Raw genomic sequence first — 21,432 nt, 5'->3', positions numbered from 1 at the left:
ACTGTGCCGAAGCCCCTCAGTCTTCCCTTCGATCCCATCGCCCGCGCCGACGAACTCTGGAAGCAGCGCTGGGGAAGCGTGCCGTCGATGGCAGCGATCACCTCGATCATGCGCGCCCAGCAGATCCTGCTCGCCGAGGTCGACGCGGTGGTCAAGCCCTACGGGCTGACGTTCGCCCGCTACGAGGCGCTGGTGCTGCTCAACTTCTCCAAGGCCGGCGAGCTGCCGATGTCGAAGATCGGCGAGCGGCTGATGGTGCACCCCACGTCGGTGACGAACACCGTCGACCGGCTGGTGAAGTCGGGCCTGGTGGACAAGCGCCCCAACCCCAACGACGGGCGCGGCACACTCGCCTCCATCACGGAGAAGGGCCGCGAGGTGGTCGAGGCGGCCACCCGCGACCTGATGGCGATGGACTTCGGGCTCGGCGTGTACGACGCCGAGGAGTGCGCGGAGATCTTCGCGATGCTGCGCCCGCTGCGGGTCGCCGCCGACGACTTCCACGAGGACTGACCCGGCGGAAGATCGCCCCGAGCGCGCCGTTACGCTCGTAGCCATGAAGAAGTCCGTGCTGACCCGCTACCGGGTCATGGCCTACGTCACCGGCGTGCTGCTGGTCCTGCTGACCCTGGGCGTGATCGGCAAGTACCTGCTCGATATGGACGGCGCCGACGGCTTCACCCGCGTCGTGGGCATCGCGCACGGCTGGCTCTACGTGCTCTACCTCGTCTTCGCCTTCGACCTGGGCTCCAAGGCGAAGTGGCCGGTCGCCAAGCAGCTGTGGGTGCTGCTGGCCGGGACCATCCCGACGGCCGCCTTCTTCGTCGAGCGCAAGGTCAGCCACGAGCTGGAGGCCAAGGTCACCGACGGCGCGGAAGCCGTCGCCAAGGCCTAGCCGCACTCGGCTGTCACCGCCGTACGACTCGATCGTGCGGCGGTTTTCGCCGGAGGATTACTAGGACGTCCAAGTTAACGGCCGTGAACCGTCGACATTTACTAGGACGTCCAAGTAAATTTGAAGGTATGGACGCTGACGCCATCGAGGAAGGCCGCCGTCGCTGGCAGGCCCGGTACGACGCCGCGCGCAAGCGCGACGCTGACTTCACCACGCTCTCCGGGGACCCCGTTGAGCCGGTGTACGGTCCCCGTCCGGGGGACACCTATGACGGCTTCGAGCGGATCGGCTGGCCCGGGGAGTACCCCTACACGCGCGGGCTGTACCCGACCGGCTACCGCGGGCGGACGTGGACCATCCGGCAGTTCGCCGGGTTCGGCAACGCCGAGCAGACCAACGAGCGCTACAAGATGATCCTCGCCAACGGCGGCGGGGGCCTGTCCGTCGCCTTCGACATGCCGACCCTCATGGGCCGCGACTCCGACGACCCCCGCTCGCTCGGCGAGGTCGGGCACTGCGGGGTGGCCATCGACTCGGCGGCCGACATGGAGGTCCTCTTCAAGGACATCCCGCTGGGCGACGTCACCACCTCGATGACGATCAGCGGCCCGGCGGTCCCCGTCTTCTGCATGTACCTGGTGGCGGCCGAACGCCAGGGCGTGGACCCGTCCGTCCTCAACGGCACGCTCCAGACGGACATCTTCAAGGAGTACATCGCCCAGAAGGAGTGGCTCTTCCAGCCCGAGCCGCACCTGCGCCTCATCGGCGACCTCATGGAGCACTGCGCGGCGGGCATCCCCGCGTACAAGCCGCTGTCCGTCTCCGGCTACCACATCCGCGAGGCCGGGGCGACGGCCGCGCAGGAGCTGGCGTACACGCTCGCGGACGGCTTCGGCTACGTCGAACTCGGCCTCTCGCGCGGCCTGGACGTGGACGTCTTCGCGCCGGGCCTGTCCTTCTTCTTCGACGCGCACGTCGATTTCTTCGAGGAGATCGCCAAGTTCCGCGCGGCGCGCCGGATCTGGGCCCGCTGGATGCGCGAGGTCTACGGCGCCAAGACCGACAAGGCGCAGTGGCTCCGCTTCCACACCCAGACGGCCGGTGTCTCGCTGACCGCGCAGCAGCCGTACAACAACGTGGTGCGTACGGCGGTGGAGGCGCTGGCGGCGGTCCTCGGCGGCACCAACTCCCTCCACACCAACGCGCTGGACGAGACCCTCGCGCTGCCCAGCGAGCAGGCCGCGGAGATCGCACTGCGCACCCAGCAGGTCCTCATGGAGGAGACCGGCGTCGCCAACGTCGCCGACCCGCTGGGCGGTGCGTGGTACGTCGAGCAGCTCACGGACCGTATCGAGGCCGACGCCGAGAAGATCTTCGACCAGATCAAGGAGCGGGGTCTGCGGGCGCATCCGGACGGGCGCCACCCCATCGGTCCGATCACCTCCGGGATCCTCCGCGGCATCGAGGACGGCTGGTTCACCGGCGAGATCGCGGAATCCGCCTTCCGCTACCAGCAGTCGCTGGAGAAGGGTGACAAGAGGGTGGTGGGCGTCAACGTCCACACCGGGTCCGTCACCGGGGACCTGGAGATTCTGCGGGTCAGCCATGAGGTGGAGCGGGAGCAGGTCCGCGTGCTCGGCGGGCGTAAGTCCGGCCGGGACGAGGCGGCGGTCCGTTCGACCCTGGACGCGATGCTCGCCGCCGCGCGCGACGGTTCCAACATGATCGAGCCCATGCTGAACGCGGTGCGCGCCGAGGCGACGCTGGGCGAAATCTGCGGGGTGCTGCGGGACGAGTGGGGGGTGTACACGGAGCCGGCGGGCTTCTGAGCGCACCGCTCGCCGAGGTGACCGCGGGGGTGGGGCGCGCAGCGCCCCGAAGGGGCGCGGGGAACTGCGCGATCAGCCACCCACCACCCGCAGCCCGCGACGCACCTCACCCCGCAGACGCGGCCGCCGCCAGTCCAGCCACCAGCACCCGCGTAAAGCTCCGCACCCACTCCTCGTTAGCCGGTTCCGCGCTGACGAGGGTGCGGTGCACCACCGCACCGGCGACGACGTCGAAGATGAGGTCGGCCGTGCGGGCGGCTTCGGCGGGGTCGGTCTCGGGAGGGAGTTCTCCGCGGCTCTGCGCCCGGTACCTGCCCTCCACCACCAACCGCTTCTGGCGGTCCACGATCGACGCGCGGATCCGCTCGCGCAGCGCGTCGTCGCGGGTCGACTCCGCGACCACCGCCATCAGGCCGCTCTTCGCCTCGGGGCGGGCGAGGATCGCCGCGAACTGGAGCACCACGCCCTCGATGTCCGCGGCGAGCGTCCCGCGGTCGGGGAGCTTGAGTTCGTCGAAGAGTTCGGCCACCGCGTCGACGACCAGTTCGTTCTTGCCTGCCCAGCGGCGGTAGATCGTCGTCTTCGCAACCCCCGCCCGCGCCGCCACGTCTCCCAGGGTGAGCTTGGACCAGCCCAGCTCCACCAGCGCCTCCCGGGTCGCCGCGAGGATCGCGGCGTCCGCCGCGGCGCTGCGGGGGCGCCCTGTGGCGCGTGGGGCGGGAGTGCGGCTCTGCATCCCAAGACGATAACCACCGGGTCGTTGACCTGACTCCGTGAGGGAGATCACCGACCCCGGGTGTTCCCAAGGCACTCAGTGCCATTACGCTACGACTCGTAGCGAAACCACTGGCGTGGGGTGGGGACCCGACGCAGAACGACGCAGAACGGCAATCGCTTTTCACTCGTGCGCGAGAACGGGGGAGGATAGACGCATGCAGCCACGGAACATGTCCATGAGCGGAGTCGTCGACCTCGCCGCGGTGAAGGCGGCCCAGGAGGCCAAGGCGAAGGCGGAGCAGGCGCGCGCCGAAACGGCCCGGCAGGGCGGGGGAGGGGCCGTGTCGCCCGCCGACCTCGTCATCGATGTCGACGAGGCCGGTTTTGAACAGGATGTACTTCAGCGGTCCACCGAGGTCCCGGTCGTCATCGACTTCTGGGCCGAGTGGTGCGAGCCCTGCAAGCAGCTGAGCCCCGTCCTGGAGCGGCTCGCCGTCGAGTACAACGGGCGCTTCCTCCTTGCCAGGATCGACGTCGACGCCAACCAGATGCTGATGCAGCAGTTCGGGGTGCAGGGCATCCCGGCCGTCTTCGCCGTCGTGGCGGGCCAGGCCCTGCCGCTCTTCCAGGGTGCCGCCGGTGAGGCGCAGATCCGCGAGACCCTGGACCAGCTGGTGGCCGTGGCCGAGCAGCGCTTCGGGCTGACCGGTCTGACCGTCGACCCGGAGGCCGAGCCCGGTGCCGCCCAGACGGCCCCCGCCGCTCCGGCCGGGCCCTACGACGCGCTGCTGGAGGCGGCCGTCCAGGCGCTGGACGCGGGTGACCTCGGCGGTGCCGTCCAGGCGTACAAGAACGTACTGAGCGACGACCCGGGCAACACCGAGGCCAAACTGGGCCTCGCGCAGGCCGAGTTGCTCCAGCGGGTGCAGGACGTCGATCCGCAGCAGGTGCGCAAGGACGCCGCCGAGAAGCCGGCCGATGTGCAGGCGCAGATCACGGCCGCCGACCTGGACCTGGTGGGCGGGCATGTCGAGGACGCCTTCGGGCGGCTCATCGACACGGTGCGGCGCACCGCGGGCGACGACCGCGACGCCGTACGGCTGCGGCTGCTGGAGCTGTTCGAGGTGGTCGGCGCCGAGGATCCGCGGGTGGCGGCGGCGCGCAGGGCTCTTGCGCGCGCCCTGTTCTGACCGGGGCACGAGCCCCGTTCTGACCAGTCGCTAAACGCCCGGGCGTGTGTTGCCCGAGTGAAAAGACGGCCGACGGAGTGCCAGTGCGGCCGCGCTTTACCAAATCTTGGTAATCGCGGCCGCTGTTACTGCAAGTAAGTCGAGGGCGTTGTTCTGTCGGATTCTGTCCGATCATTCCCTCCTTTGTCCCCCCGCTTGACACCACCCTGTGTCGTCGTCCGAGACCGACGGGTCGTTGTTCGGTTATCCGGCCGTTACTAGCGAGTAACGAACCCCCTTGTGCGGGCGGCGAGAATGCACCACGATCGGCGACGCTCGGTCCATTCCCGTACGACCCGACAGCCGGTCGGGCCACGGGAGTCCAGGGTCCCCACCGAGCAGAGCCGGCGGCAGTGGCGCCGGCTCTCGGACAGGGGGGTCTTCGCCCACCCGGCGAAGCCTGTCCAGCAAGGTTGTGCGTGATGCGTGTCAGGCGCGACCAGTGGTTGTCGCTCGGGGGTGATCGCCGGTGATTCGGGCGCGGTTCGCGCCGCCGAGCGCAGGCGCTCTCCTTCCCGAGGACGTAGCACTTCTCCCATCCCTGCCCGGCTGAGCCGTCATGTTCGACAGGGGCAGTCAGGGTCAGGAGATGTACGTCCGAGAAGGAGGAAATATGGAGTCCCAGGTGCGTGGCGGGACCAGATGGAAGCGGTTCGCCGTCGTGATGGTGCCCAGCGTGGCCGCCACGGCCGCGATAGGTGTCGCCCTTGCGCAGGGCGCTCTCGCCGCGTCGTTCAGCGTGTCGGGCCAGTCGTTCAAGGTGACGACCAAGCAGCTCGACGGTACGGGCTTCGTCCAGTACGGCGCCCTTGACGAGGGCTACACGCTCACCGGCAAGAAGACGGTTCACCCCGTCGCGGTCTCGGGCTTCAAGTCCGCGACCATCAACAGCCTGTGCCAGTCGGTCGTCACCCCTGACATCCCGCTGCTCGGGAGCGTCAGCCTGATCCTGCGGGCCGGCGAAGACCCGAACAAGCCGGTCGAGGCCGAGAACCTGTACATCGACGTGGCCGAGCTTGAGGCCGACGCGACGTTCAAGGGCATCGACATCGGTGTGGCCGCCAAGGACGCCGCCAAGGGTCCGGGCATGAAGGGCGGCAAGGAGCAGGCCAACCCGTTCGGGTTCGCTCAGCAGGCCGACTCGGTCGTGCTGAAGGACGTGAAGCAGACGGCGTGGGCGACCACCGCCGGAACCTTCAAGCTCAGCGGTCTGAAGATGTCGCTGTCGACGGGTGTCAAGGAGTGCTACTAAGCACTCACTGACGGGCGGGGGAGCCGGTGGCGCCCCCGCCCGTCACACACTCCGGGCGATCTTCACGCGCCCGGCACAAGCACTGCAACTCACCACCACAGCAACGCCGTAGCAGGGAGCTGTTTTCCATGAGCGCCGAGACTCCTGCCGTACCCGGCCGCGACGAGCACTACCTCCGGGTCTTCAGGCGGAACTTCCGCGCCTGGCGGGGCCAGAGGCCGTTCTGGGCGGGTCTGTTCGTCATGCTCGGCGGACTCCCCATCGCCTACTTCCCGTACGCGAGCCTCCAGATCGGCCACCTGACGCTGGCGATGGCCACGACCGCGGGTGCCGGATCCCTGATCATCGGCGTGCTGCTGGTCGTACTCGGCATCAGCCTCTGGTTCCAGAAGCATGTGCGCACCTTCGCGGGTGTGGCGGCGATCCTGCTGGCGCTGGTGTCCATCCCCGTGTCCAACCTCGGCGGCTTCCTGATCGGCTTCCTGTTCGCCCTCATCGGCGGCGCGATGGCCGTCTCGTGGGCGCCCGGTGCGCCGCCGCAGCCGCAGCCGGTCCAGGAGGACACGGTCACGGAGGGCGACGCGCCCGAGGGCGTGGTTCCGGCACCGCCGGCCACCACCACCCTGGAGAAGAACGACGCGCCCGAGGGCGCGATCCCCGCTCCGCGGGACGCGGTGGACGAGCCCAACGATCTGTCAGGAACGAGCCCGGTGAACGGGGCGAACGGGAGGCACAGTGCCGGCTGACGAGGTGACCCACGGGACTGACGTGGACGCGTCCCGTGCGAGAACCGGGCCGCGCCATGCGGCACCCAAGAAGCCGCTGTTCACCAGGTTCCACATGCCGGCCGGCAAGGCGATAGCCCTGGCGGCCATGCCGACCGCGGTCCTCATGGGGATGGGGTTCACTCCGACGCTCGCCAACGCGGAGGACCAGCCCGCGTCCAAGAGCCTGACGGCCGACGAGTACAAGGAGTGCGTGGCCGCCCTGGAGGGCGAGTCCGCGTCCCCGTCCCCGTCGCCGTCCGCGAGCGAGAGCGAGTCCGCGGGCACGGACGAGACGGCGGAGCCGACTCCGTCGCCGTCGGCCAGCGCGGACGGCGGCTCCTCGGACGACGGTTCCTCTTCGTCGGATTCAGGTTCCGACGACGAGGCCGAGGCCGAGCCCACGCCCTCCGCGACCAAGACCCCCGAGGCCCAGTCCGGTGGCGACACCGCGACGGCCTCCCCGTCGCCGTCGCCCTCCGAGTCGGACGGCAACCTGCTGGAGGACATCGGCGACGCCATCACCGGCATCTTCACCCCGGGCGACGACGGCACGGCGAGCGCGAGCCCGTCGCCGTCGGCCACCCCGTCGGCGTCCGAGTCGCCGAGCGCGGACGAGCCGGATGCGTCCGACCCCGTGCAGGAGACGGCCGACAAGGTCACCGACACGGTCGAGGACACCGTGAAGGACACCACCGAGACGGCCGAGGACGCCACCGAGGCGGTCGAGGAAGCGGCTCAGGAGGCGGCCGAGGAGGCCACCGCCACGCCGAGCCCGTCGGCGAGCTCCACCACCGACCCCGAGGACTGCCCGGTCGCCACGGACGAGAAGGGCGGCGTCGACAACACCGTGCCGCTGCCCGACGACCCGTGGCAGCTGAACGCCAGCTCGCTGCTGCTGAAGGGTGCCAAGTACGAGGGCATCGTCAAGGTGAAGACGGCCAGCGGCACCACCAAAGAGGTCCTGAAGTACGTCATCTCCGACGGCACCGACATCGGCGACCTGCACCAGACGGTGAAGGACGCGCAGTCGGGCAAGACGTACCACGTGCAGGCGGCCGAGGGCTCGACGTCGACGATCCGCGACGGCGACACGGTGATGTACACCGAGAGCATCTCCGGCAATCTGCTGGGGCTGATCCCGGTGACGTTCAGCCCGGAGAGCCCGCCGCCGCTGGACATCCCGCTCATCTACTTCACCAAGGTGAAGGTCGTGCAGGCAGGTCAGTTCGGCGGGACCCTGCACGTGCCCGGGCTGCATCAGTTCACGACCGACTGAGCGGCCGTACAAGCCCGTTCGGGAGCCGCAAAGGCTGAGGGCGCCCCCTGTTGTCCAGGGGGCGCCCTCAGTGCCGTACAAGGCCCTTTGCGGGGCCGTCAGTTGGTGTCGCCGCCGCCGAGGTGGTGGACGCGCACCATGTTGGTGGTGCCGGGGACGCCGGGGGGCGAGCCGGCCGTGATGATGAGGACGTCGCCCTCGTTGAAGCGGTTGAGCTTGATCACTTCCTGGTCCACCAGGTCGACCATCTCGTCGGTGCTGTTCACGAACGGCACGACATGCGACTCCACGCCCCAGCTGAGCGCCAGCTGGTTGCGGGTGCCCTCGTCGGTGGTGAAGGCGAGGATCGGCTGGGCGGCGCGGTAGCGGCACAGCCGGCGGGCGGTGTCACCGGACTTGGTGAAGGCGACCAGGCCCTTGCCGCCGAGGAAGTCGGCGATCTCGCAGGCCGCGCGGGCCACCGAACCACCCTGCGTGCGCGGCTTCTTGCCCGGGACGAGGGGCTGCAGGCCCTTGGACAGCAGCTCCTGCTCGGCCGCCTGGACGATCTTCGACATCGTCTTGACGGTCTCGATCGGGTACGCGCCGACGGAGGACTCCGCCGACAGCATGACCGCGTCGGCGCCGTCCAGGATCGCGTTGGCCACGTCGGAGGCCTCGGCGCGGGTCGGACGGGAGTTGGTGATCATCGACTCCATCATCTGGGTCGCCACGATCACCGGCTTGGCGTTGCGGCGGCACAGCTCGATGAGCCGCTTCTGCACCATGGGGACCTTTTCGAGCGGGTACTCGACGGCCAGGTCGCCACGCGCGACCATCACACCGTCGAACGCCATCACGACGTCCTCCATGTTGTTCACCGCCTGCGGCTTCTCCACCTTGGCGATGACCGGGACGCGGCGGCCGACCTCGTCCATGACCTTGTGCACGTCCTGGACGTCGCCCGCGTCCCGGACGAAGGACAGGGCGACCAGGTCGCAGCCCATGCGCAGCGCGAACCGCAGGTCCTCGACGTCCTTCTCGGACAGTGCGGGGACGTTGACGGCCGCGCCGGGCAGGTTGATGCCCTTGTGGTCGGAGACGACACCGCCCTCGATGACGATCGTCTTGACCCGGGGGCCCTCGACGTCCAGGACCTTCAGCTCGACGTTGCCGTCGTTGATGAGGATCTGGTCGCCGCGCGAGACGTCGCCCGGCAGGCCCTTGTAGGTGGTGCCGCAGATGTGCTTGTCACCCGGGACGTCCTCGGTGGTGATGACGAACTCGTCACCGCGTTCCAGCTCCACCGGACCCTCGGCGAAGGTCTCCAGACGGATCTTGGGGCCCTGGAGGTCGGCGAGCACGCCGATGGCGCGGCCGGTCTCCTTGGCGGCGGCACGGACGCGGTCGTACCGCCCCTGGTGCTCTGCGTGCGTGCCGTGGCTGAAGTTGAAGCGGGCCACGTTCATGCCCGCCTCGATCAGCGCGACGAGCTGTTCATGGGAGTCGACCGCGGGGCCGAGAGTACAGACGATTTTCGAACGGCGCATGGGGCGATCCTATCGGTTTGTTTCGGCGCGGAATATTCCGTCTGGCGGAAAATACAAAGGGGCGGGATGCCGCTCAGGTGAGATTCCGTGAGCCATTTACAAGCGCGTACGTCTGTGTAGCAATCTCCAGTTCCTCGTCGGTCGGTACGACGGCCACGGCCACCCGTGCGTCCTCCGGCGAGATCAGCCGCGGCTCGTCACCGCGCACGGCGTTCAGCTCGCCGTCCACCACCAGGCCCAGCTCCTCCAGGCCCGCCACCGCAGCTTCCCGCACCGGACTCGCGTTTTCCCCGACTCCCGCTGTGAAGGCCACCGCGTCCACCCGTCCGAGGACGGCGTAATAGGCGCCGATGTACTTCTTCAGCCGGTGAATGTAGATGTCGAAGGCGAGTTGCGCCTGTTCGTCACCCTCGTCGACCCTGCGGCGGATCTCCCGCATGTCGTTGTCACCGCACAGGCCGATCAGCCCGCTCTTCTTGTTGAGAAGAGTGTCGATCTCGTCCGTGGACATTCCGCCAACGCGCATCAAATGGAAGATGACGGCGGGATCCATGTCTCCGGAGCGCGTACCCATCACCAGCCCCTCCAGCGGCGTCAGCCCCATGGAGGTGTCCACACACCGGCCGCCGCGCACGGCGGAGGCCGAGGCGCCGTTGCCCAGGTGCAGCACGATGACGTTCACCTCTTCTGGCGCCTTGCCCAGCAGCTTCGCCGTCGCCCGGGAGACGTACGCGTGCGACGTGCCGTGGAAGCCGTAGCGGCGGATGCGGTGCTGGTCGGCGGTCTTCACGTCGATCGCGTAGCGGGCGGCCGACTCCGGCATCGTCGTGTGGAACGCGGTGTCGAAGACGGCGACCTGCGGCAGGTCCGGCCTGAGGGCCTGCGCGGTGCGGATGCCGGTGAGGTTGGCCGGGTTGTGCAGCGGGGCCACCGGGATCAGCCGCTCGATCTCGGCGAGCACGGCGTCGTCGATCACGGTCGGCTCGGTGAAGTGCTTGCCGCCGTGCACCACCCGGTGCCCGATCGCCGCCAGCTCCGGCGAGTCGAGACCGAGGCCGTCCTTGGCCAGCTCCGCCGACACGGCCTTCAGCGCGGCGTCGTGGTCGGCGATCGGGCCGGTCCACTCCCGGGCCTCGCCGCCCGCCGGGGTGTGCTTGAGCCGGGAGGACTCCTCACCGATCCGCTCGACGAGCCCCACCGCGAGCCGGCTGTGGTCGCTCATGTCGAGCAGCTGGTACTTCACCGACGAGGAGCCGGAGTTCAGGACTAGAACGCGGGTGCCGCGGGACGAGCTCACTGCTGGGACGCCTTCTCGATGGGGGACTGGGCCTGGATCGCCGTGATGGCGACGGTGTTGACGATGTCCTGCACCAGCGCACCGCGGGACAGGTCGTTGACGGGCTTGCGCAGACCCTGCAGCACCGGGCCGACGGCGATGGCGCCGGCCGAACGCTGCACGGCCTTGTAGGTGTTGTTGCCCGTATTGAGGTCCGGAAAGATCAGAACCGTTGCCTGCCCGGCGACATCCGATCCCGGCAGCTTGGTGGCGGCCACCGACGGCTCCACGGCGGCGTCGTACTGGATCGGCCCCTCGATCTTCAGATCGGGCCTGCGCAGCCGCACCAGCTCGGTCGCCTCGCGCACCTTGTCGACGTCGGCGCCGGAGCCGGACGTACCTGTCGAGTACGACAGCATCGCGATCCGCGCCTCCACGCCGAACTGCTCGGCGGTGGCGGCCGACTGGATGGCGATGTCGGCCAGCTGCTCGGCGTTCGGGTCCGGGTTCACCGCGCAGTCGCCGTAGACGAGGACCTTGTCGGCGAGGCACATGAAGAAGACCGAGCTGACGATCTTCGTGTCCGCCTTGGTCTTGATGATCTCGAAGCCGGGGCGGATGGTCGCGGCCGTCGAGTGCACCGACCCCGACACCATGCCGTCGGCCAGGCCCTCCTGGACCATCAGCGTGCCGAAGTAGTTCACGTCGGAGACGACGTCGTAGGCCAGCTCGACGGTGACGCCCTTGTGGGCGCGGAGCTGGGCGTACTTCTCGGCGAAGGAGTCGCGCAGCTCGCTGGTGGCCGGGTCGATCAGCTGGGTCTCGCCCAGGTCGATGCCGAGGTCGGCGGCCTTCTTGCGGATCTGGTCCTCCGGGCCCAGCAGGGTCAGCTCGCACACCCCGCGGCGCAGCAGCACCTCGGCGGCGTGCAGCACGCGCGGCTCGGTGCCCTCGGGGAGCACCACGCGGCGCAGGTCGGAGCGGGCCTGCTCCAGCAGCTTGTGCTCGAACATCATCGGCGTCACGCGGTCGCTGCTCGGGGCGCTCACCCGCTTGAGCAGGTCGCCGGTGTCGGCGTACCGCTCGAACAGGCCGAGCGCGGTCTCCGCCTTGCGCGGGGTGGCCGCGTTCAGCTTGCCCTCCATGGCGAAGAGGTGCTCGGCGGTCGGGAAGCTGTAGCCGGGCACCGAGATCACCGGGGTGCCGGGGGCGAGCCGGGCGGCGAGGGTGAGGATCTCGTCGCCGGGCCGCTCGTCCAGCGTGAGCAGCACGCCGGCGATCGGCGGGGTGCCGGCGCTGTGCGCGGCCAGCGCGCCCACCACCAGGTCCGCGCGGTCGCCCGGGGTGACGACCATGCAGCCCGGGGACAGGGCCTTGATGAAGTTCGGCAGCATCGCACCGCCGAAGACGAAGTCGAGCGCGTCGCGGGCCAGCCCCGAGTCGTCGCCGAGGAGCACCTTCGCGCCGAGGGAGTGGGCGATCTGCGAGACCGTCGGCGCGGACAGGGCGGGCTCGTCGGGCAGGACGTAACAGGGCACCGGCAGCCGGTTGGCGAGCCGTTCGGCGATCTCGTCGCGGTCCTCCCGCGCCACCCGGTTGGTCACCATGGCGAGTACGTCGCAGCCGAGTCCGTCGTAGGCCCGGTAGGCGTTGCGGGTCTCGGCGCGCACGGCCTCGGCGGTCTGCTTGCGGCCGCCGACGACGGGTATGACGGAGGCCCCGAACTCGTTCGCCAGCCGCGCGTTGAGGGAGAGCTCGTCGGGGAGCTGGGTGTCGGCGAAGTCGGTGCCGAGGACGAGGACCACGTCGTAGTCGCGCGCGACCAGATGGAACCGGTCGACGAGGGTGGACACGAGCTCGTCGGTGCCCTGCTCGGCCTGGAGCGCGGACGCCTCGTGGTAGTCCATGCCGTAGACCGTCGCCGGGTCCTGCGCCAGCCGGTAGCGGGCGCGCAGCAGCTCGAAGAGGCGGTCGGGGCCGTCGTGGACGAGGGGACGGAAGACGCCGACCCGGTCGACCTGCCGGGTCAGCAGCTCCATGACCCCCAGTTCCACGACCTGGCGGCCGTCACCGCGATCGATACCGGTCACGTACACGCTGCGCGTCACGCGTGGTCTCCCCTTCACCTTCGATGTCATAAAAATCGCCCACCGAGGTGAGCAGAACCCTCTTGACAATACCTCTGTCGATAGATAAGGCGCCCGTCAGGATCGAAGGCTGGAACGGGCGGATGGGGACGGACCAGGCGGAAGCGACAGTGTCCTGCGGGACGTGAAACAATCGGAATGGCTCACCGGTATCAACAGCGAGCAGGAGACACAGCACGATGCGCATCGGAGTTCTCACCGCAGGCGGCGACTGCCCCGGCCTGAACGCAGTGATCCGGTCGGTCGTGCACCGGGCGCTCACCCAGTACGGCGACGAGGTCATCGGCTTCGAGGACGGATACGCGGGTCTGCTCGACGGTCACTACCGCACCCTCGACCTGGACGCGGTGAGCGGCATCCTGGCCCGCGGCGGCACGATCCTCGGCTCCTCCCGCCTGGAGCGCGACCGGCTGCGCGAGGCCTGCGAGAACGCCCCCGACATCGCCCGCGACTTCGGCATCGACGCGCTCATCCCGATCGGCGGCGAGGGCACCCTGACGGCGGCCCGCATGCTGTCGGACGCCGGTCTGCCGGTGGTCGGCGTCCCGAAGACGATCGACAACGACATCTCCTCCACGGACCGCACCTTCGGCTTCGACACGGCCGTCGGCGTCGCCACGGAGGCGATGGACCGCCTGAAGACGACGGCCGAGTCGCACCAGCGGGTGATGGTGGTCGAGGTCATGGGCCGCCACGCGGGCTGGATCGCGCTGGAGTCCGGCATGGCCGCCGGCGCGCACGGCATCTGCCTGCCCGAGCGCCCGTTCGACCCCGCCGACCTGGTCAAGATGGTCGAGGAACGCTTCGCGCGCGGCAAGAAGTTCGCCGTCATCTGCGTCGCCGAGGGTGCCCACCCCGCCGAGGGCAGCATGGACTACGGCAAGGGCGAGATCGACCAGTTCGGCCACGAGCGCTTCCAGGGCATCGGCACGGCCCTCGCCTTCGAACTGGAGCGGCGCCTCGGCAAGGAGTCCAAGCCGGTCATCCTCGGCCACGTCCAGCGCGGCGGCGTCCCCACCGCCTACGACCGCGTCCTCGCCACCCGCTTCGGCTGGCACGCGGTGGAGGCCGCGCACCGGGGCGAGTTCGGCAGGATGACCGCGCTGCGCGGCACCGACATCGTGATGGTGCCGCTGGCCCAGGCGGTCACCGAGCTGAAGACGGTCCCGAAGGACCGCATGGACGAGGCGGAGTCGGTCTTCTAGACCGCGCTGCGTGGACCCGCTCAGACCCCACCTGGGGAACGGTCACTGACCCGGGTCCAGAAGTGCTCCACGATCCGCTCCAGGAACTCCCGCCCCGACGCGCTGGATCCGCTGTCGCCGCTCCCGCCCCAGCTCAGGGTGGCGACCATCTGACCGTGGTAGTCGGCGTGCAGATCCTGGAGGGCGTCCTCCAGGATCCGCCGCTCCAGCGGGAGGAACTTGCCGATCGGGCGGACGTACGCCTGCCAGCGCGTCGTCACCGCGCTGCGCAGCAGATCGGCGAGCTTGTCGTCCCGCCCGGTGACGGTGACGAAGTCGGGCAGGGCGAGCCCGAGGAGATCGGCGAGGGCGGCGGACTGGCGGTCGGTGCCGCGCCAGTCGTCGCTCTCCTCCATCCGCAGATAGACGTGGAGCTCGTGCCCCACGGCACGGGCGACGTCCTCGGGCGCGAGCCCGCGGGACATGCGGTGCTCACGCAGCGTCCGCGGCCGGCCGAGCAGCTCGCCGGGCGAGCACCACAGGACGCCCGCGAGAGCGGTGAGTTCGGGGTTGGAGGGGGAGAACACCCCGCGTTCCCAGGCGGTGACGAGGTCCGGGGTGACATAGGGGAGTCCGTACGACACGCGCATGCCGTAGGCGACATGTTCGGGGCCCATGTTCAGGGCGGCACGGAGCCGGCGGGCGGCGGGGGCGTTGAACGGCGGTGTCGGCGGGGTGGGGGGCTGGTTCGGTTGAGCTGGGGGTCGGCGCACGGCCCTCAAGCTAAGGGTGCGGGAGTGCGGTGACTACGGTCTGTTCGGCCAGGATTACGGATTGTAGGAACGTACGGATCCGGCCGCGGAGGCGGGGTGGCCGAAGATCGCCTGTCGGTGGGGCGGGAGTGGTGAGGAGTATGGCGCCGGGGTGATCGCGTGGACACCCCGGAGGGTGGTGTGCCGATGAACGGCAAGCTCGGCGGGCATATTCGCGAGCGGCTTCTGGCTCCGAACTTCTGGCATCTCGCGACGGTGGGTCCGGACGGGGCTCCCCACGTCTCGCCCATGTGGGCGGACATCGAAGGGGAGTACGTCATGGTCAACACGTCGATCGGGCGGATCAAGGTGGACAACCTGCGGCGCAATCCGTTCGTTTCGCTGTCCCACCACGACCCGGAGAACCCCTACGACCGGGCGGAGATCCGGGGGCGGGTCGTGCGGTTCGTGGAGGGGGAGCCGGCGGAGCGGGCGATGGACCGGCTGGCGAAGAAGTACATCGGGGAGGAGCGCTACCCGTGGCTGCTGCCCGGGGAGCGGCGGGTGATGTTGTTGATCGAGGCGGACCGGGTGCGGAGAGTGGTGGGGGTGGAGGCGTTTCGGGCGGGGGTGCTGCCGCAGGGCGATTAGCCCAGCTGCTCGGCCCGGGCGCGGGCGTCGTCGGCCTCGGCCGGGGCGTTGGCGCGGGCGTAGGCATCGGCGGCCTGCAGGAAGAGCGTCCGGGCCTCGGCGGTGCGGTGGGTCAGCTTGTGGTTGAGAGCCAGGTTGAAGAGGGTGGCGCCCGTCGCGTACCAGTCCTCGAACTCCCGGTGGGTCTCCAGCGCCTTGCGGTAGGCCTCGACCGCCTCCTCCATCCGGCCGGCATCGTCCAGGGCGAAGCCGAGGTTGTTCCACGCCATACCCTCGCGGTGGCGGTCACGGGCGGCCTGGTACAGGTCGCGGGCCCGGCTGTGGGCGTCGATGGCGTCCTCCACCATGTCCTGCTTGATCAGCGCGAGGCCGAGGTTCGTCCAGGCGTCGGCCTCGCCGCGCTGGTCCCCGGAGGCGTGGTGGGCGTCCCGGGCGAGGGTGAGGGCCTCGATGGCCTCCTCGATCCGGCCGGCGTCCCGCAGGGCGTTACCGAGATTGTGCGAGGCGATGGCCTCGCCCCGGCGGTCGATCCTGGCCCGGTACAGATCGCGGGAGCGGGTGTGCGCCTCGATGGCCTCCTCCACCCGGTCCGCCTCCCGCAGGGCGCTGCCCAGGGCGGTCCATGAGACGGCCTCGGCGCCGCGTTCCCCGGCCTGGTGCGCGGCCTCCTGCGCGGTGCGGGCCACGGTGATGGCGTCGTCGAAGTACCGGCGCCAACGCAGATACACATCCAGGCAGTTGGCCAGGAAGACCGCCTGGTACGCGTACCGCTTCTCGCCCGCCGCCCACTGCACGGCGGTCACCAGCCCCGCCCGCTCCGCGTCCAGCCACGCCAGTGCGTGGGCCCGGTCCGTGAACAGCTCCGGTTCCTCCACCCCCGGACGCCATTCCAGCCGGTTGTCCGCCCTTACGGTGCAGTGCATGTAGAACTCCAGCAGCCGAACCCGCGCCGCCTCCCCCTCCTCCCGGAGCAGCGCGTCCTCCGCCACCACGCCCGCCCCGAACGCCCGCACCAGGTCGTGCAGTCGCCAGCGCACACCTCTCGGTGCCTTCACGGCCGTGACGAGACCGGTGGCGGTCAGGTCCTCCAGCAGGCTCGCGGTGAGATCCAGGTCCAGGCCGGTGAGCGCGGCCACGGCCTCCGTGCTCGCGTCGGCGCCCGGGGCGAGGGCGAGCAGCCGCAGCAGCCGGGCGCGGTCCGGCGGCAGCCGGCGGTACGACGTCTCCAGGACCGGGCGGAGGCTGAGGGAACGGCCGTACAGGTCCGTGCCCCGGCTGCCGTGGTCGAGGACGGTCAGCGCGTCTCCGACCCTCCTGATCTCGGCCACCAGGGTGGCGATGTCACGGTTGCGGCGTCTGCGCAGCATCGCGGCGGCGATCTGGAGGGCGAGGGGCAAGTGGCCGCAGAGAGCGGTCAGTTCGCGGACGGCCTCCGGCTCGCGGGACGGGCGGTCGTCGCGCGGGTCGTTGCTGAGGGCGGTGGTCACCAGGGCGATCGAGTCGGCCTCGGAGAGGGTCTCCAGGTCGACGGTGTGCAGCGGGAGCGAGTCGGGGCGGTCGCGGGACGTGATCAGGACACCGTGATGGCCGGTGCCGGGGAGGAGGGGAAGGAACTGGGACGGGTCCGAGGCGTTGTCGAGGATCAGGAGGGTGCGCGGCTGGTGCTGGGAGAGCCGGCTCCGGTAGGCGTCGTACTGGCGTGCCGTGGACGTCGGCAGATCCGTGCCGCGTACGTCGAGAGCGTCGAGGAGCGCCAGTACCGCCTGGTCCGCGGTGACCGGATTGTCGTCGTACCCCCGCAGATCGACGAAGAGCATCCCGCCCGGGAACCAGCCCTGCGCACACGCCTGGTGCGCGGCCTCGATCGCCAGTGCCGTCTTGCCGATGCCACCCATGCCGGTGACGGCGGAGATGAGGAGCGGGGGCGCGGTCGGGGCGTCGGGGGTGGGGGTGAGGTGGGCGAGCAGATGGGACAGGTCTGCCGATCGTCCGGTGAAGCCGAGGGGGCGGGGCGGGAGGGTGGTCGAGGCGGTGGGCACGGGGCCGTGGTGCTGGAGCGGCTTCTCCTTGGGTTCCCATTCGTGGAGTACGGCCACCGCCGCCTCCGCCGCCCGGGCGGCAGCCTCCGGCTGGGAGCCCCGTGCGTCCGCCGCCGACTTCCCCGCGTCCGCCCTGTCGCTGATGCCCCGGATGATCAACGCGCCCGCCCCGCCCGCGAGATGGGCCGCGTGCGCCACGCCGGAGGCCTCCATCTCGATGGCGACCGCGTCGTTGAAGCGCTGCCGGAGGCGGTGGGCGAGAGGGGAGTCGGCGTCGGCGAGGAGGACTTCACCGGCGGCGATGGGCTTGAAGTGGATGTGGGGCTTGCCGCGCAGGGCGTGCCGGGCGGCCGATTCCAGGTCGTGCGGGGCCTGCCAGGTCTCCGTGCGATCGAGGAAGCCGTCGGGGGTCTCCTTGCCGCCGTGGATGGCGTACACCTTGGTGGCGACGACGACGTCGCCGATCCCGATGTCCTCCTTCAGGCCGCCCGCCACGCCGACGAAGAGGACCGCCTGCGGGGTCAGCCAGGTCATCGCGCGCTCGGTGAGCGCGGCGGCCCCGCGTGTTCCCTCGCCCATCTCAAGGAGCGCGATCTGCCAGGGGGTTCCGGGCAGCCGGCCCACCTCTGCCCGGGTGCCGTACTCGGGGTGCACGCGCTTCTCGATGTCCGTGAGGTGGGCACGGACCGCCATGTATTCGAGGGGGAGGGCGGTGAGCACGGCGATGGTGGGCACCTGCTCAAGGTACTGCGAAGTCCCCTGATCAGAGGGGGAGTTGGGGGTCACCCCTTGACCGCCCCGCCCAGCGCGAACCCCCCGCCCAGCCGCCGGGCCACCAGCACGTACAGCAGAATCACCGGCGTCGAGTAGATGACCGAGAACGCCGCCAGCTGCCCGTACACCACCGATCCCCGGTTCCCGAAGAACTCATTGATGCTCACCGCCGCCGGCATCTGGTCCGGTGTCAGCAGCAGCATGAACGGGACGAAGAAGTTCCCCCACATCATCACGAACGAGAAGACGGTCACGACCGCGACTCCCGGGCCCATCAGGGGGAGCACGATCCGGATGAGTGACTGGAGGGAGTTCGCCCCGTCCGTCCAGGCCGCCTCCTCCAGTTCCTTCGGTACGCCGTCCATGAAGTTCTTCATCAGCCAGATGGCGAAGGGGAGTTGGGAGGCGGCGAAGAAGAAGATCGTGCCCCGCATGGTGTCGATCAGGTTGACCTGGACGAACAGGGCGTACACCGGGACCATGACCGCCGTGATCGGCAGGCAGGTCGCGAACAGGATCGTCAGGAGGAAGGGGCGATTGAGGCGGGAGCGGAACCTCGACAGCGGGTACGCCGCCAGTGCCGCGCACGCCACCGTCAACGCGGTCCCGCCTCCGCACAGCAGCAGGCTGTTGAGGAGCGGCGTGAAGGTGATCTCGTCCGTCAGGACCGCGTCGAAGTTGTCCAGCGTCACGCCGTCCGGCACCTTCACCGTCAGGTCCGCGCGCGGGTCGAGGGAGGAGAGGACCACCCAGGCCAGCGGGAGCACGAAGGCCGCCGCGACGGCCAGCAGACCCGCGTCGGCGGCCAGGCGGCGAGTCGTTCTTCGGGACCGCAAGGGCGCTACACCTCCGTCCGCAGCAGCCGCAGGTAGACCACCGAGAACAGCGAACCCACCACCAGCAACAACAGCGCCACCGCCGTGCCGTAGCCGATCATGCTCTTCTGGAACGCCTCCTCGTACATGAACAGGGGGAGCGTCTGGCTCCTGCCGCCCGGCCCGCCCCTCGTCATCACCCAGATCAGCCCGAAGACGGACAGGGTCTGGAGGGTGATGAGCATCAGGTTCGTGCCGATGGAGCGGCGGATCATCGGCAGCGTGATGTGCCACATGCGGCGCCAGCCGCTCGCGCCGTCGACCTCCGCCGCCTCGGTGATCTCCTTGGGGATCTCGTTCAGGGCGGCCGAGTAGACCAGCATCGAGAACGCCGTGCCCCGCCAGACGTTCGCGAACGACACCGCCAGGATCGGGAGGGTGAACAGCCAGTTCTGGGAGGGGAGATGGAGCCAGTCCAGGATGGCGTTCAGGGTGCCTTCGCGGCGGAAGAAGGCGTAGAGGAGGAACCCGGCGACGACCTCCGGGAGCACCCAGGCCGCGATCACGACGGCGCCCGTCAGTGTGCGCACCGGCTTCGACGCGCGCTGCATCAGGGAGGCGAGCGCCAGGCCCAGCGTGTTCTGGCCGATCAGCGCCGATACGACCGTGAAGACGAGCGTGAGCCATACGGCGTTCAGGAACGCCTCGTCCCCGAACGCCGTACGGAAGTTCTCGAACCCGACGAACGACTCCTCGGCCTGGCCGGTGAGCTGGAGGTCGGTGAAGGCGATCCAGGCGCAGTAGGCGATCGGGCCGGCGAGGAAGAGGAGCAGGAGGACGACGGCGGGGGAGAGGGTGAGGAAGCGGGTGGTCGTCCTCCGCATGGTCCTCGTGCTCCTCATGCGCGGGGGCTCACTTCTCGATCACCTGGTCGTCGGTCGCCGTCCGCAGCTCCTCGTCGTAGTTCTTCGCCGCGTCCTCGACCGACACGTCCCCCGTCGTCACGCCCTCCATCGCCTCCTGGACGGCCGTGGAGACCTTCGGGTACGCCGGGAACGCGGGCCGGTAGTGCGTGCTGGCCACCAGGTCCGTGAAGAACTTGATGCCGGGCTGGGCGTCGGCGTAGGCGGGGTCGTCGGCGACATCGCTGCGGACCGCGATGCCGGAGTTGGCGACGTACCACTTCTGGGCGTTGGCCTTCGTCTGCATCACCTCGATGAAGTCGAAGGCGAGGCCGGGGTTGGCCGCCTTGTCCGGGATCGCCCACGTCCAGCCGCCGGACATGCTCACCTTGCCGGGGGCCTGGCCGTGCTGGGTGGGCATCGCGGCGAGGCCCAACTCGTCCGACCACTCGGGCCATTCGTGACCGCTGCCCTCCAGCCAGTCCTGCGGGAGCCAGGAGCCGTCGAGGTTGATGCCCAGCTTGCCGTTCGGCAGCAGGTCGCCGCGGACGATGGTCTGGATGTTGGGGTCGAGAGCGGTGGAGATGTCCGGGCCGAGCTCTTCCTTGTAGACGGTCTCTACGAAGGTCAGGGCGTCCTTGAAGCCCTGGCTGCCCGCGATCCATTTCTTGGACTGCTCGTCGTAGAGCCGGTCTTCGGTGCCGTAGAGCAGCATCTCGAAGCCCTGCATGGTGGCGGCCTCGCCCGCGGGCTTGCCGGTGTAGACGTTGAGGGGGGTGACGTCGGGGACCTTCTCCTTGATCGTGCGGGCCGCTTCGAGGACGTCGTCCCAGGTCTTCGGCTGCCAGGTGGTGGGCAGGCCGGCCTTGGCGAAGATGCCCTTGTCGTACCAGAGTCCGCGGGTGTCGGTGCCGTCCGGAACGCCGTACGTCCTGCCGTCCTCGCCCTTCGCCGCCGCCTTCGCCGTGTCGATGAACTCGTTCCAGTCCGGCCACTTGGCGAGGTACCCGTCGAGGGGCTTCAAGTAGCCGCTGGTGATGTCGGAGTTGATGAGGAAGGTGTCCTCGTAGACCAGGTCCGGGGCGGTCTTCGCGGAGCGGAGCATCTGCTGGAGCTTGGTGTAGTACTCCGAGTCCGGGGCCTTGATGGGGATGAACTCGACCTTCTTGCCGGGGTACTTCTTCTCGAACTGCTTCTTGATGTCCGCGAGGAAGGTGTCCATCACCTTGATGTTGTTGTCCGTGGACTGCTTGAAGGAGACCTTCAGGGTGTCCGGGTCGCTTCCGGAGTCGTCGCCGCAGGCGGTGAGGGTCGCGGCTGCGGCGAGGGCGGTGGTGAGAAGTAACGCGGCGGTGCGGCGCACAGGCATGACGGCATGACCTCCAGCGGGCTCACTTC

General features: G+C 69.6%; 19 protein-coding genes. 9 read left to right on the top strand and 10 right to left on the bottom strand.

Annotation, left to right across the window (positions count from 1 at the left end; translation table 11 throughout):
- Positions 1-3: 3 nt before the first annotated feature.
- From AB0Q90_RS30505 to AB0Q90_RS30495, 3 genes are all read left to right on the top strand, one after another.
- A complete protein-coding gene (locus AB0Q90_RS30505; RefSeq protein WP_363163201.1) occupies positions 4-513 on the top strand; it encodes a MarR family transcriptional regulator in 510 nt (169 codons plus the stop codon).
- A gap of 43 nt (positions 514-556) precedes the next feature.
- Entirely contained in the window at positions 557-895 is a 339-nt protein-coding gene (locus AB0Q90_RS30500; RefSeq protein ID WP_363163200.1) for a DUF3817 domain-containing protein, read from the top strand.
- Positions 896-1,023: 128 nt separating this feature from the next.
- Positions 1,024-2,724, top strand: a complete 1,701-nt coding sequence (locus AB0Q90_RS30495) for a methylmalonyl-CoA mutase family protein (RefSeq protein ID WP_363163199.1) — start codon at positions 1,024-1,026, stop codon at positions 2,722-2,724.
- 106 nt (positions 2,725-2,830) lie between these two features.
- Here the strand turns inward: AB0Q90_RS30495 and AB0Q90_RS30490 are convergent, their stop codons facing one another.
- Positions 2,831-3,460, bottom strand: a complete 630-nt coding sequence (locus tag AB0Q90_RS30490) for a TetR/AcrR family transcriptional regulator (protein ID WP_363163198.1) — start codon at positions 3,458-3,460, stop codon at positions 2,831-2,833.
- Positions 3,461-3,656: 196 nt separating this feature from the next.
- Between AB0Q90_RS30490 and AB0Q90_RS30485 the strand changes: the two genes are divergently transcribed.
- From AB0Q90_RS30485 to AB0Q90_RS30470, 4 genes are all read left to right on the top strand, one after another.
- The gene (locus AB0Q90_RS30485) at positions 3,657-4,631 is read left to right on the top strand and encodes a tetratricopeptide repeat protein (RefSeq protein ID WP_363163197.1); all 975 of its coding nucleotides are present in this window, start codon (positions 3,657-3,659) and stop codon (positions 4,629-4,631) included.
- Between the two features lie 652 nt (positions 4,632-5,283).
- Entirely contained in the window at positions 5,284-5,922 is a 639-nt protein-coding gene (locus AB0Q90_RS30480; RefSeq protein WP_363163196.1) for a DUF6230 family protein, read from the top strand.
- Positions 5,923-6,050: 128 nt separating this feature from the next.
- Positions 6,051-6,668, top strand: a complete 618-nt coding sequence (locus AB0Q90_RS30475) for a DUF6114 domain-containing protein (RefSeq protein WP_363163195.1) — start codon at positions 6,051-6,053, stop codon at positions 6,666-6,668.
- Positions 6,658-7,965, top strand: coding sequence for a hypothetical protein (locus tag AB0Q90_RS30470; protein ID WP_363163194.1), 1,308 nt, complete (start codon positions 6,658-6,660; stop codon positions 7,963-7,965). Before AB0Q90_RS30475 ends, AB0Q90_RS30470 begins: the two co-directional genes overlap by 11 nt.
- A gap of 98 nt (positions 7,966-8,063) precedes the next feature.
- Here the strand turns inward: AB0Q90_RS30470 and pyk are convergent, their stop codons facing one another.
- The 4 genes from pyk to AB0Q90_RS30450 all read right to left on the bottom strand — a co-directional run bounded on the left by pyk (position 8,064) and on the right by AB0Q90_RS30450 (position 13,104).
- Positions 8,064-9,494, bottom strand: a complete 1,431-nt coding sequence (gene pyk, locus AB0Q90_RS30465) for a pyruvate kinase (protein ID WP_363163193.1) — start codon at positions 9,492-9,494, stop codon at positions 8,064-8,066.
- Positions 9,495-9,567: 73 nt separating this feature from the next.
- Complete coding sequence (locus tag AB0Q90_RS30460) at positions 9,568-10,791, bottom strand: acetate kinase (protein ID WP_363163192.1); 1,224 nt, start codon at positions 10,789-10,791, stop codon at positions 9,568-9,570.
- Complete coding sequence (gene pta / locus AB0Q90_RS30455; RefSeq protein ID WP_363163191.1) at positions 10,788-12,878, bottom strand: phosphate acetyltransferase; 2,091 nt, start codon at positions 12,876-12,878, stop codon at positions 10,788-10,790. The genes AB0Q90_RS30460 and pta overlap by 4 nt, the downstream gene beginning before the upstream one ends.
- Entirely contained in the window at positions 12,838-13,104 is a 267-nt protein-coding gene (locus tag AB0Q90_RS30450; RefSeq protein WP_363163190.1) for a hypothetical protein, read from the bottom strand. The genes pta and AB0Q90_RS30450 overlap by 41 nt, the downstream gene beginning before the upstream one ends.
- Here AB0Q90_RS30450 and AB0Q90_RS30445 point away from each other — a divergent pair.
- Positions 13,097-14,122 carry an ATP-dependent 6-phosphofructokinase gene (locus tag AB0Q90_RS30445; RefSeq protein ID WP_363163189.1) on the top strand — a complete coding sequence of 342 codons (1,026 nt, stop codon included), beginning with the start codon at positions 13,097-13,099 and terminating at the stop codon, positions 14,120-14,122. The two genes, AB0Q90_RS30450 and AB0Q90_RS30445, sit on opposite strands and share 8 nt — an antisense overlap.
- Before the next feature lie 20 nt (positions 14,123-14,142).
- Here the strand turns inward: AB0Q90_RS30445 and AB0Q90_RS30440 are convergent, their stop codons facing one another.
- The gene (locus AB0Q90_RS30440) at positions 14,143-14,778 is read right to left on the bottom strand and encodes an XRE family transcriptional regulator (protein ID WP_363163312.1); all 636 of its coding nucleotides are present in this window, start codon (positions 14,776-14,778) and stop codon (positions 14,143-14,145) included.
- Positions 14,779-15,060: 282 nt separating this feature from the next.
- Here AB0Q90_RS30440 and AB0Q90_RS30435 point away from each other — a divergent pair, with 282 nt between their 5' ends.
- A complete protein-coding gene (locus tag AB0Q90_RS30435; RefSeq protein WP_363163311.1) occupies positions 15,061-15,504 on the top strand; it encodes a PPOX class F420-dependent oxidoreductase in 444 nt (147 codons plus the stop codon).
- Here AB0Q90_RS30435 and AB0Q90_RS30430 read toward each other — a convergent pair.
- The 4 genes from AB0Q90_RS30430 to AB0Q90_RS30415 are packed head-to-tail and all read right to left on the bottom strand — an operon-like array spanning position 15,501 to position 21,403.
- Entirely contained in the window at positions 15,501-18,278 is a 2,778-nt protein-coding gene (locus tag AB0Q90_RS30430) for a tetratricopeptide repeat protein (RefSeq protein ID WP_363163188.1), read from the bottom strand. The two genes, AB0Q90_RS30435 and AB0Q90_RS30430, sit on opposite strands and share 4 nt — an antisense overlap.
- Before the next feature lie 47 nt (positions 18,279-18,325).
- Positions 18,326-19,153: a carbohydrate ABC transporter permease gene (locus tag AB0Q90_RS30425; protein ID WP_363163187.1), complete on the bottom strand. Its 828-nt coding sequence runs from the start codon at positions 19,151-19,153 to the stop codon at positions 18,326-18,328.
- Between the two features lie 5 nt (positions 19,154-19,158).
- Positions 19,159-20,034: a sugar ABC transporter permease gene (locus AB0Q90_RS30420; protein ID WP_363163186.1), complete on the bottom strand. Its 876-nt coding sequence runs from the start codon at positions 20,032-20,034 to the stop codon at positions 19,159-19,161.
- Between the two features lie 10 nt (positions 20,035-20,044).
- Positions 20,045-21,403, bottom strand: a complete 1,359-nt coding sequence (locus AB0Q90_RS30415) for an extracellular solute-binding protein (RefSeq protein ID WP_363163185.1) — start codon at positions 21,401-21,403, stop codon at positions 20,045-20,047.
- Between the last annotated feature and the right edge of the window lie 29 nt (positions 21,404-21,432).

The organism is Streptomyces sp. NPDC079141, from assembly GCF_040686775.1.
GTDB lineage: Bacteria > Actinomycetota > Actinomycetes > Streptomycetales > Streptomycetaceae > Streptomyces.
This window is presented reverse-complemented; position numbering and strand designations above follow the sequence as displayed.

Coding starts and splice junctions, on each gene's coding strand:
- AB0Q90_RS30420 (WP_363163186.1), bottom strand. CDS start 20,034: ATGAGGAGCACGAGGACCATGCGGAGGACGACCACCCGCTTCCTCACC.
- AB0Q90_RS30495 (WP_363163199.1), top strand. CDS start 1,024: ATGGACGCTGACGCCATCGAGGAAGGCCGCCGTCGCTGGCAGGCCCGG.
- AB0Q90_RS30445 (WP_363163189.1), top strand. CDS start 13,097: ATGCGCATCGGAGTTCTCACCGCAGGCGGCGACTGCCCCGGCCTGAAC.
- pyk (WP_363163193.1), bottom strand. CDS start 9,494: ATGCGCCGTTCGAAAATCGTCTGTACTCTCGGCCCCGCGGTCGACTCC.
- AB0Q90_RS30485 (WP_363163197.1), top strand. CDS start 3,657: ATGCAGCCACGGAACATGTCCATGAGCGGAGTCGTCGACCTCGCCGCG.
- AB0Q90_RS30435 (WP_363163311.1), top strand. CDS start 15,061: ATGAACGGCAAGCTCGGCGGGCATATTCGCGAGCGGCTTCTGGCTCCG.
- AB0Q90_RS30415 (WP_363163185.1), bottom strand. CDS start 21,403: ATGCCTGTGCGCCGCACCGCCGCGTTACTTCTCACCACCGCCCTCGCC.
- AB0Q90_RS30500 (WP_363163200.1), top strand. CDS start 557: ATGAAGAAGTCCGTGCTGACCCGCTACCGGGTCATGGCCTACGTCACC.
- AB0Q90_RS30475 (WP_363163195.1), top strand. CDS start 6,051: ATGAGCGCCGAGACTCCTGCCGTACCCGGCCGCGACGAGCACTACCTC.
- AB0Q90_RS30480 (WP_363163196.1), top strand. CDS start 5,284: ATGGAGTCCCAGGTGCGTGGCGGGACCAGATGGAAGCGGTTCGCCGTC.
- AB0Q90_RS30450 (WP_363163190.1), bottom strand. CDS start 13,104: ATGCGCATCGTGCTGTGTCTCCTGCTCGCTGTTGATACCGGTGAGCCA.
- AB0Q90_RS30490 (WP_363163198.1), bottom strand. CDS start 3,460: ATGCAGAGCCGCACTCCCGCCCCACGCGCCACAGGGCGCCCCCGCAGC.
- AB0Q90_RS30440 (WP_363163312.1), bottom strand. CDS start 14,778: ATGGGCCCCGAACATGTCGCCTACGGCATGCGCGTGTCGTACGGACTC.